Origin of the sequence: Halomonas sp. 25-S5 (assembly GCF_029889845.1) — a bacterium.
GTDB lineage: Bacteria > Pseudomonadota > Gammaproteobacteria > Pseudomonadales > Halomonadaceae > Halomonas.
Genome location: NZ_JARANV010000009.1, coordinates 122,188 through 131,799 on the forward strand (window position 1 = coordinate 122,188; position 9,612 = coordinate 131,799).

Below are 9,612 nucleotides of genomic sequence, written 5' to 3' on the forward strand. Positions count from 1 at the left end.
CGGCGGGCCGGCGTCGCCCCGGCTACTGGCGGTAGCGCGACAGGAAGCGGGCGAAGCGGTCCAGGGCGTCCTCGAGCTGGTCGGCCCAGGGCAGGGTGACGATGCGCACATGGTCGGGGTTGGGCCAGTTGAAAGCCGTGCCCTGCACCAGCAGGATCTTTTCCTGCAGCAGCAGGTCGAGCACAAGCTGCTGGTCGTCCCGGATGTTGAACACCTTGGGGTCGAGCCGCGGGAAGGCGTAGAGGGCTCCCTTGGGTCGGGTGCAGCTGACCCCGGGGATGGCATTGAGCTTCTCGACGGTGATATCGCGCTGGGCCAGCAGACGTCCACCGGGCAGGATCAGGTCGTTGATCGACTGGTAGCCGCCCAGCGCGGTCTGGATGGCGTGCTGGGCCGGCACGTTGGCACACAGTCGCATCGAGGCCAGCATGGTCAGCCCCTGGATGAAGTCGGCCGCGCGCTGCTTGGCGAGGTGGCCCGAGAGGATCATCCAGCCAGAGCGGAAGCCGGCGCAGCGGTAGCTCTTGGAGAGGCCATTCATGGTCACCACCAGCTGGTCCTCGCCGGCCAGCGCCCCGGTGGAGACATGCTCGACCCCGTCGTAGAGGATCTTGTCGTAGATCTCGTCGGAGAACACCACCAGGTCGTGTTCCCGGGCGATCTCCAGCAGCTCGCGCACCACCGCCAGCGGGTAGACGGCGCCGGTGGGGTTGTTGGGGTTGATGATCACGATCGCCCGGGTGTGGGCGGTGACCTTGGCGCGGATGTCGGCCATGTCCGGCGCCCAGTCGGCCTGCTCGTCGCACAGGTAGTGCACGGCATGGCCGCCAGAGAGGTTGGCCGCCGCGGTCCACAGCGGGTAGTCCGGGGCCGGGATCAGCACCTCGTCGCCATCGTTGAGCAGCGCCTGCATGGTCATGACGATCAGCTCGGAGACGCCGTTGCCGATGTAGATGTCCTCGATGCCGACGCCGGGAATCTCCTTGCGTTGGCACTCCTGCATGATCGCCTTGCGCGCTGAGTAGAGCCCCTTGGAGTCGCAGTAACCCTGGGCAGTGGGCAGGTTGCGCATCACGTCCTGGAGGATCTCCTCCGGCGCCTCGAAGCCGAAGGGGGCGGGGTTGCCGATGTTCAGCTTGAGGACGCGCTGGCCTTCCTCTTCCAGCCGCTTGGCGTGCTCGAGCACCGGTCCGCGGATGTCGTAGCAGACGTTCTCGAGCTTGTGCGATTTCCTGATCGGGGGAGTGTCCATGGGCGCTGAGATCCAGTGATGTCGGTGTGCCGCCTCTGCCGGGGCGGGCGTCGTCTCGGGGCATTGATGCCGGTGATTATGCGGGCTCGGCACCGCTGCCACCAACTGCGTCGGTGGCGTCGGGCTCGGGCGGGATGTCCGCCGGCGTCTCCAGGGTCAACCGGCCCAGCTTGCCGTCACGCAGTTCGTGGAGCAGCACCTCGGCACCGCGGTGCAGGTCGACCTCGCCACCGGGGCGCAGCCCGCCACGCTTGGCGGCGATCTCGGCGAGTATCGCATGGCCGTCGAAGCCGGCCAGCGCGAGCAGGTCGATCCGCACCGGGCCATCAGACTCGACCCGGTCGGCCTCGGGGTGGGGGGCGTACTCGGGCAGGGTCTTGAGCTTGTAGCGTGCCTTGAGGGCCTCGGGGTAGCGCCTGGCCAGTTCGGCGGCGGCGACCACGGCGACCTCCACGTAGTCGATGGCGGTGTCACGGATGGCGCCGCTGGCGGCCAGGCGATGGGCGCTGGCCTGGTCCTCGATCTTGGGCCACAGCACCCCGGGGGTATCGATCAGTGCCACGCGGCCGCCGATGCGCACCTTCTGCTGGCGCTTGGTCACCGCCGGCTCGTTGCCGGTCTTGGCGATGGTGCGCCCGGCCAGGCCGTTGATCAGGGTCGACTTGCCCACGTTGGGAATGCCCATGACCATCACCCGCACGTCGCGGTCCGCACGTACCTGGCCGGCCAGCTCATGGCAAAGTTTGGGAATGCGCTTGAGCTCGCGCGCCTGGGTGGTGGTCACCGCCAGGGCCCGCGTGTCGTCCTGGGCGTCGAAGAAGGCCGTCCACTCGCGGGTACGCTCGGGGTCGGCCAGGTCGGCCCGTGAGAGGATCTTCAATACCGGCTTGTGGCGGGTCAGCTCGGCCAGCATGGGGTTGGCGCTGGAGTAGGGCAGGCGGGCGTCGAGCACCTCGATCACCACGTCGATCTCCGGCAGCGCCTCGAGGATCTGCCGGCGCGCCTTGTTCATGTGTCCCGGGTACCAGCCGAGCATCGCGCCTCTCCTGCATGAGCATGTATGAAAACGGCCGCCCATCATAGCAGATGGCCGGCCGTGTCAGGGGCGGGCGGTGGCGGGCCGGGGTCTACTCCCCGGCGTGGAACTGGATCGCCACCGAATTGATGCAGTAGCGCAGCCCGGTGGTCGCCTGCGGGCCATCGGGGAACACATGGCCGAGATGGGCGTCGCAGCGTGCGCAGGTCACCTCGTTGCGCTGCATGCCCTGGCTGGTATCGGTCTGTTCCGTCACGCAGCCCGGGGTGAAGGGGCGGTCGAAGCTGGGCCAGCCGCAGCCGGCGTCGAACTTGTGCTCGTTCTCGAACAGCGGGGCGTTGCAGCAGACGCAGTGGTAGATGCCGTGCTCGTCACTCACGTGGTAGCGGCCGCTGAAGGGCGGCTCGGTGCCTTTCTCGCGGGTGACGCGGTACTGTTCTGGCGTCAGCTGCTGCTGCCATTCGGCATCGCTCTTCTGGATCTTGCTGCGCATGGCCTCTCTCCTCGTCATGGAGCCGGGTGCAGGCCCGGCACGCGTCACCTCCATTCTGACATCAACACGGGCGGGTGTTTCCAGTTGCGCGGCAGGATCGGCAACGCGATATCAACGCCCGGCGATACCCGCTTGACAGCTTCCCGGGTGCTGGGTAATATTCGCCGCACCTCGACGAGGCGAGACATTGCGTCCCATTCGTCTAGTGGTCCAGGACACCGCCCTTTCACGGCGGTAACAGGGGTTCGAACCCCCTATGGGACGCCACTCGACTCATCAGGTACCGGAGTGCGGGAATAGCTCAGTGGTAGAGCATCGCCTTGCCAAGGCGAGGGTCGCGAGTTCGAATCTCGTTTCCCGCTCCATTTGAATTGGGTAGCGTATTTGATCAGGCCAAGGCTCGGCTCACGAGCTGGAGCGCCAGCCCGGTCAAATCTCGTTTCCCGCTCCATGTGTCCCATTCGTCTAGTGGTCCAGGACACCGCCCTTTCACGGCGGTAACAGGGGTTCGAACCCCCTATGGGACGCCACTTCCGGTATTGACAGCGCGAGACCTGCGGGAATAGCTCAGTGGTAGAGCATCGCCTTGCCAAGGCGAGGGTCGCGAGTTCGAATCTCGTTTCCCGCTCCAAGCAGCACCAATACGTCCCATTCGTCTAGTGGCCTAGGACACCGCCCTTTCACGGCGGTAACAGGGGTTCGAACCCCCTATGGGACGCCACTTCGTAAGCATGTCACTCCCTTCCTGCCATCGCTCCAGGTGGGCGGATCAGTATGCCCAGACCGCGGCCATCAGCACGCCCCACGCCAGTACGCCGGCCGCCATGATGGTATAGGTCGCCGACTGGGCCACCATGTCGTCATCCCCGCGTCGACACAGCCCCTGCAGGCCGTGGTAGATCAGGCTGCATGAGATACCCAGAGCCACCAGCACGGCCAGCGCATTGAGCAGCAGGCTGGGGACGAACAGCACCAGCGAGGCGCTCCACAGCGGCAGCGGGGCCATGGCGGCCAGCAGGTAGGCATCGTGGTAGTCGATCGACAGTTCCTCCTGGCCGTTGACCACGGCGTGGATCAGCCAGCCCATGACGAAGAAGGTCAGCAACTCGGCCAGGAAGAGGATGGTGGTAATGAAGCGCCAGGGGCGTTCGGCGAAGCCGGTGACGAAGCCGTCACCGTAGTGGGTGCCGGCGTAGTAGAGCATCAGCGGGGGGAGCAGCGACATCGGCAGGACCACCAGCCAGGCCAGGCTCGGGATCGGGATCCGCCGCTGCTGGAGCTCCTTCCAGCCCGTAGTGCGCGAGAAGGGCAGGCGGAAGAGGGTTATAGCATTCATGGGGCACCTCGTGGTCAGGCTCGGTGTTTTGTATCATGTTATGATACGTATTAGTCCTCGTGTTGCCCGCTGTCAAGGAGTCCACCATGTCCCGAGACCTCGATCCGTGCCCCGAGCCCCTGACCAAGCAGGACTTCGAGCGCCTGTCGCACTTCCGTTACCGGCTGCGCTGCTTCCTGCGCCAGGGCGAGGACATCTGTCGTGACCATGGCCTCACCCCCTTGCAGTATCAGTTGCTGCTGCATCTGAAGGGCTTCGCGGGGCGCGAGTGGGCGAGCGTGGGGGAGCTGGCCGAGCGGCTGCAGGCCAAGCACCATGGCACCGTGGCTCTGGTCGGGCGCTGCGAGGAGGCGGGCCTGGTGGAGCGCCGCCCCGGGCGGGCGGATCGGCGCCGCATGGAGGTGCACCTGCTGGCCAGGGGCGCCGACCTGGCCGAGCGCATCGCGGCCCTGCACCAGCCCGAGCTTCGCCACCTGCAGGAGGAGTTCTCGCTGCCGGGCTGGGAGGGCGAACCTTGAAGTTTCCCGGGCCATCCCCATCTCACGGGGTTCTCGCGACGACTTCCATTTCTCTCTGACGGGATCGCACATGGCCGAACCGGCACTGTCCATCCGTGGCCTGACCAAGGTCTATGGCAATGGCTTCCAGGCCCTGAAGGGCATCGACCTCGACGTCGCCGAAGGCGACTTCTATGCCCTGCTCGGGCCCAATGGCGCCGGCAAGTCGACCATCCTGGGCGTGGTCTGCTCGCTGGTGCAGAAGACGGCGGGCCGCGTCGCGATCTTCGGTACCGATATCGACCGGGATTTCGCCCGTGCCAAGTACCACCTCGGCGTGGTGCCTCAGGAGTTCAACTTCAGCCAGTTCGAGAAGGTCATCGATATCGTGTTGGCCCAGGCCGGCTACTACGGCATGTCGCGTCGCGAGGCACTGCCGCGGGCCGAGGAACTGCTCCGCGACCTGAGTCTGTGGGACAAGCGCAACGGCAGCGCCCGCATGCTCTCCGGCGGCATGAAGCGCCGGCTGATGATCGCCCGCGCGCTGATGCATCGCCCGAGGCTGCTGATCCTCGACGAGCCCACCGCCGGCGTGGACATCGAGCTGCGCCGCAGCATGTGGGAGTACATGCGCCGCATCAATCGCGACGAGGGCACCACCATCATCCTCACCACCCACTACCTCGAAGAGGCCGAGAGCCTCTGCCGCCGCGTGGGCATCATCAACCACGGCGAGATCATCCGGGACACCAGCGTGCGGCAGCTGCTCGCCGAGCTCGATACCGAGACCTTCCTGTTCGACCTCGCCCATCCGGTGGAGGCGGCCCCCGAGGTCGAGGGCTTCGAGATCAACCGCGTGGACGATGCCCAGCTGGCGGTGGTGGTGCATCGCGGCCAGCGCCTCAACGACGTCTTCGCGGCGCTCAGCGAGCAGGGCATGCAGGTGATGTCGATGCGCAACCGCGCCAACCGGCTCGAGGAGATGTTTGTCTCCATGGTGGAGCAGGGTAACAGCAACAAGGCGGCGGCCGAGGCAACGGAGGCGCGCGCATGAATCCGACCCAGATCGCCATCGCCCTCTGGACCCTGGTGCACAAGGAGGTCAAGCGCTTCACGCGGATCTGGCCGCAGACCCTGCTGCCGCCGTCGATCACCATGACCATGTACTTTATCATCTTCGGCAACCTGATCGGCTCGCGGATCGGCGAGATGGATGGCTACAGCTACATGGACTTCATCGTCCCGGGGCTGATCATGATGGCGGTGATCACCAACAGCTACTCCAACGTGGCATCATCCTTCTTCTCGAACAAGTTCCAGCGCTCCATCGAGGAGATGATGGTCTCGCCGATGCCCAACTGGGTGATCCTCACCGGCTTCGTGCTGGGCGGCATGGCCCGCGGCCTCGGCGTGGGGCTGATCGTCACCGGGGTGTCGCTGTTCTTCACCCGGCTCGAGGTCGCGCACCCGCTGCTGACGGTGTTCGTGGTGGTGCTTACCGCGGCGCTGTTCGCCATCGGCGGCTTCATCAACGCCCTGCTAGGCAAGAAGTTCGACGACATCTCCATCGTGCCGACCTTCATTCTCACGCCCTTGACCTATCTGGGCGGGGTGTTCTATTCCATCTCGCTGTTGCCGAGCTTCTGGCAGGGCGTGTCGATGCTCAATCCCATCCTCTACATGGTCAACGTCTTCCGCTACGGTTTCCTCGGCGTCTCGGACATCCCCGTGGGCTGGGCGCTGGCCGCTATCCTGGCTTTCATCAGCGTGCTCTTCGGGCTGGCGCTGTGGATGCTGGAGCATGGCAAGGGGATTCGCTCATGAGCCACCATCGTCCCGACACCCTCGCGCATGCCCCCCTGGGGCGCGAGGCCGCCTACCCGGCGCACTATGACGCCGGGCTGCTCTTTCCCATCCCCCGCGCCGCCAATCGCGCGCCGCTGGGCATCGAGGAGGGCGCACTGCCCTTCGTCGGCGAGGACGAGTGGCACGCCTTCGAGGTCTCCTGGCTCAATGCTCGCGGCAAGCCGCGGGTCGCCGTGGCGCGCTTCCGCCTGCCGGCAGACTCGCCGAACCTGATCGAGTCGAAGTCCTGGAAGCTCTACCTCAATAGCTTCAACCAGACTCGCGTCGAGAGTCGCCAGGCGGTCATCGATATCCTGGAGCACGACCTGGCGGTGGCCGCCGGTGCGCCGGTCTCCGTCGTGCTGTTCGACATCGACGACGAGGCGCTCTCGCCGCGTCGCCTGCCCGGCGAATGCCTGGACGACCTGGACATCGAGGTCACGGACTACACGCCCAGCGCCGAGCACCTGCGAGTGAGCGATGAGGCGATCGTCGAGGAGACGCTTCACTCCCACCTGCTGAAGTCCAACTGCCCGGTCACCGGCCAGCCCGACTGGGGCAGCGTGCTGATTCGCTACCGGGGCCAACGACTCGATCGCGAGGGGCTCTTGCGCTACCTGATCGGCTATCGCCAGCACCAGGACTTCCACGAGCACTGCGTGGAGCACATCTTCATGGACCTGATGGCCCGCGCCCGGCCGCAGCGACTGCTGGTGCTGGCCCGCTATGTGCGCCGCGGCGGGCTGGACATCAGCCCCTGGCGTGCCACCCCCGGCGAGCGCCCGCCCGAGCCGCTGCGGCTGGCGCGGCAGTAGCCGCTTGGGTAGGCTTGGTCTGAAAAGTCGGCGAGCGAAGGTCAGACAAGGCAAAAAATGGCGAAAAGACGGAGTTTACGCGGTGTAAATGAGTACTTTGAGCCAATTTTTAACGCCGTATGGCCGAGCGCAGGCAGTTTTCGGACTTAGCCTCGAGTGCCGCTAGAACCTGAACAGGAGAGCAACATGGATGCGATGACGCTGCTGCACGAACGCAGCTCCATGGGCAAGCTAATGGGCCCGCCGCCGAGCCCCGAGCAGCTGGAGGCGATCTACCGGGCGGCCCTGCGGGCGCCGGATCACAAGGAGCTGCGTCCCTGGCGCTTCATCGAGTTCTCCGGCGAGGGCCTCTCGCGTCTCGGCGAGCTGTTCGCCGAGGCGGAGTTCCGCGAGGATCCCCACGTGGGCGACGCGGCCCTCGACGCGGCGCGCAAGAAGCCGCGGCGCGCTCCGATGATCATCGCGGTGATCGCCAAGATCACGCCCGATATCCCCAAGGTGCCGAAGATCGAACAGGTGATCTCCGCCGGCTGTGCAGCCCACGGCATCCTGCTCGCCGCCCACGCCCAGGGGCTCGGCGCCATGTGGCGCAGCGGCAAGTACGCCTTCGACCCCACGGTGCGCAAGGGCCTGGGGCTTGGCGAGGAGGACGAGGTGGTGGCCTTCCTCTACCTGGGCACGCTGGGTGGTCGCCACAAGCCGCTGCCGGAGCATGACATCGAGGCCTTCGTGGAGCGCTGGGACTGAGTATGCGACAGATCGGCGTTCCCCACCCGCGTTTGCCGCTGCCTGCCGCCGGCGGCGAGGACGACATGGCCACGTTTCTCGCCTGGCTGGGCGAGGCGATCCCCATGGTCCCCTCACTGGGCATCCGCGAAATGACCCGTGATGGCGATTGCCTGGCCTGGTCCCTCTCGCTCACCCCCAGCCTGAATGACAAGGGCACCGGCTTCGGCGGCGCTCTTACCGCCCAGACGACCCTGCTGGGCTGGTGCTGGACTACCCTCTGGCTGCGTCGCCGCGGTCTCGCCCGGGACGTGGTGGTGGCCGAGGCCAATCAGCGTTTCATGGCCCCGGTGACCGGCGACTATTGCCTGACCTGCGAGCCCGAAGCAGCCGACGGGCCCGCCGCCCTGGCCGAGCGATTGGAGCAGCGCGGCAAGGGGCGCATCGCCCTGGTTCAGCGGCTCTGGTGCGGCGACACCCTCTGCCTGGAAGCACGCGGTGATTATGCCGTGCTGCCCGCGAGCTGAGCGGGTGATCAAGGGAAAACGGCTTGCAATCGCGCACTTAAGTCGATAAGCTGTGCGCCGTTCTGGAGGAGAAGGCACGGCGCAGCCGAGGTCGCTCGAATCGAGAATCACAATGCGGAGGGGTGTCCGAGCGGTCGAAGGAGCGCGCCTGGAAAGCGCGTAAGCCGAAAGGCTTCGAGGGTTCGAATCCCTCCCCCTCCGCCACTGAATATCGAAAGAGCCGCTGAGACATCAGCGGCTTTTTGTTTTTGGGTGCCTCCTTAACCCACACCTTGAGACTGGGTTCCACAAGTCCATTCAGGACTCCCTTGGACTATTCCCTCCGATAGGGCTTTGCGGATTCCTACCGCTTCAGATCCCGATCCGACCGTAACCTTGGATGTTCCGAAATAGAAACGACAGTAGGGCTCGTCACGACATCGATGTTGTCGTTGCGTCCCGGGCAGGGTAAAAGACGCGACAGCGTGGCTTGGATCAGCCGATCCTGGGCCAGTGGTGTCGTGCCCCGCAGCGTGCTGGTACCTTTGAGATCATTCCAGCCTATAGCCTATCCTGATTACGCACTAGACTCAGCCGCAGTGAAGGATCTGTCGTTAAGTACCTACGATTCAATCTCTTGCGGAGAAATCTCCCCATCGTGAGTTTTGACTCCGGCTGGCGTCCTGAATGTAGTGACGCGCATATCATTATGAAAATTAAGGTGTTTCTCGAGGGCTTTCGTAGCGTAGCTGAGCATAATGCGTAATCAGGTAGTCTATTGCAGCGCCACGGTCCGAATTTGGCTGGCCAGCGAATGACGTATGCGTAGGTGTTCACGTCGGTCGACCTGATGAGCATCAAGAATGCCTGGGTGCTGCGTGAGGCTGACCCCAAGAGCATATGCCGCGCCTTCTCGGTGGTGATGGACTGCATCGTCTGGGAGCCGCGCAGACAGCCAGCCATCCAGCTCGACTACATGGTTAGTGCGCCAGGCGAAGCCTGGTCATCCGGGAAACCGATGGAGGTGGAAAGGATGAAGTGAAACCCAGTGGGTGCAAGTCCCATCCGGCCAAGGCTAGCCACCAGCCGGTAGCGAGTGTTGCGTG

11 protein-coding genes and 6 tRNA genes are annotated in these 9,612 nt (G+C 65.2%); 13 read left to right on the forward strand and 4 right to left on the reverse strand.

The window, feature by feature from the left end:
- Positions 1-22: 22 nt before the first annotated feature.
- The 3 genes from OP498_RS08825 to msrB form a co-directional block, all read right to left on the reverse strand.
- Positions 23-1,252, reverse strand: a complete 1,230-nt coding sequence (locus OP498_RS08825) for a pyridoxal phosphate-dependent aminotransferase (protein ID WP_280553270.1) — start codon at positions 1,250-1,252, stop codon at positions 23-25.
- 76 nt (positions 1,253-1,328) lie between these two features.
- Positions 1,329-2,288, reverse strand: a complete 960-nt coding sequence (gene ylqF, locus OP498_RS08830; protein WP_280547618.1) for a ribosome biogenesis GTPase YlqF — start codon at positions 2,286-2,288, stop codon at positions 1,329-1,331.
- Between the two features lie 91 nt (positions 2,289-2,379).
- Positions 2,380-2,781 carry a peptide-methionine (R)-S-oxide reductase MsrB gene (msrB, locus tag OP498_RS08835; RefSeq protein WP_280547619.1) on the reverse strand — a complete coding sequence of 134 codons (402 nt, stop codon included), beginning with the start codon at positions 2,779-2,781 and terminating at the stop codon, positions 2,380-2,382.
- Positions 2,782-2,972: 191 nt separating this feature from the next.
- Between msrB and OP498_RS08840 the strand changes: the two genes are divergently transcribed.
- The 5 genes from OP498_RS08840 (at position 2,973) to OP498_RS08860 (ending at position 3,502) form a co-directional block, all read left to right on the forward strand.
- Positions 2,973-3,048, forward strand: a tRNA-Glu gene (locus tag OP498_RS08840).
- Positions 3,049-3,071: 23 nt separating this feature from the next.
- Positions 3,072-3,146 (forward strand) — tRNA-Gly (locus OP498_RS08845).
- An 89-nt stretch (positions 3,147-3,235) separates the two neighbouring features.
- Positions 3,236-3,311: transfer RNA gene (locus tag OP498_RS08850), tRNA-Glu, on the forward strand.
- A gap of 26 nt (positions 3,312-3,337) precedes the next feature.
- Positions 3,338-3,412 (forward strand) — tRNA-Gly (locus tag OP498_RS08855).
- A gap of 14 nt (positions 3,413-3,426) precedes the next feature.
- A tRNA-Glu gene (locus OP498_RS08860) sits at positions 3,427-3,502 on the forward strand.
- A 48-nt stretch (positions 3,503-3,550) separates the two neighbouring features.
- Here the strand turns inward: OP498_RS08860 and OP498_RS08865 are convergent.
- Complete coding sequence (locus OP498_RS08865) at positions 3,551-4,117, reverse strand: YIP1 family protein (protein WP_280547620.1); 567 nt, start codon at positions 4,115-4,117, stop codon at positions 3,551-3,553.
- A gap of 86 nt (positions 4,118-4,203) precedes the next feature.
- On the opposite strand from OP498_RS08865, the gene OP498_RS08870 reads away from it, so the two are divergent.
- The 8 genes from OP498_RS08870 to OP498_RS08905 all read left to right on the forward strand — a co-directional run bounded on the left by OP498_RS08870 (position 4,204) and on the right by OP498_RS08905 (position 9,548).
- The gene (locus tag OP498_RS08870) at positions 4,204-4,635 is read left to right on the forward strand and encodes a helix-turn-helix domain-containing protein (protein WP_280547621.1); all 432 of its coding nucleotides are present in this window, start codon (positions 4,204-4,206) and stop codon (positions 4,633-4,635) included.
- A 70-nt stretch (positions 4,636-4,705) separates the two neighbouring features.
- A complete protein-coding gene (locus OP498_RS08875) occupies positions 4,706-5,668 on the forward strand; it encodes an ABC transporter ATP-binding protein (protein WP_280547622.1) in 963 nt (320 codons plus the stop codon).
- Positions 5,665-6,438, forward strand: a complete 774-nt coding sequence (locus tag OP498_RS08880; protein ID WP_280547623.1) for an ABC transporter permease — start codon at positions 5,665-5,667, stop codon at positions 6,436-6,438. Before OP498_RS08875 ends, OP498_RS08880 begins: the two co-directional genes overlap by 4 nt.
- Positions 6,435-7,274: an NADPH-dependent 7-cyano-7-deazaguanine reductase QueF gene (gene queF, locus OP498_RS08885; RefSeq protein WP_280553272.1), complete on the forward strand. Its 840-nt coding sequence runs from the start codon at positions 6,435-6,437 to the stop codon at positions 7,272-7,274. The genes OP498_RS08880 and queF overlap by 4 nt, the downstream gene beginning before the upstream one ends.
- Positions 7,275-7,460: 186 nt before the next feature.
- Positions 7,461-8,021, forward strand: a complete 561-nt coding sequence (locus OP498_RS08890) for a nitroreductase family protein (protein WP_280547625.1) — start codon at positions 7,461-7,463, stop codon at positions 8,019-8,021.
- Between the two features lie 2 nt (positions 8,022-8,023).
- A complete protein-coding gene (locus OP498_RS08895) occupies positions 8,024-8,527 on the forward strand; it encodes a YiiD C-terminal domain-containing protein (protein WP_280547626.1) in 504 nt (167 codons plus the stop codon).
- Between the two features lie 116 nt (positions 8,528-8,643).
- Positions 8,644-8,731 (forward strand) — tRNA-Ser (locus OP498_RS08900).
- Between the two features lie 625 nt (positions 8,732-9,356).
- Complete coding sequence (locus OP498_RS08905; RefSeq protein ID WP_280553274.1) at positions 9,357-9,548, forward strand: hypothetical protein; 192 nt, start codon at positions 9,357-9,359, stop codon at positions 9,546-9,548.
- Positions 9,549-9,612: the final 64 nt, after the last annotated feature.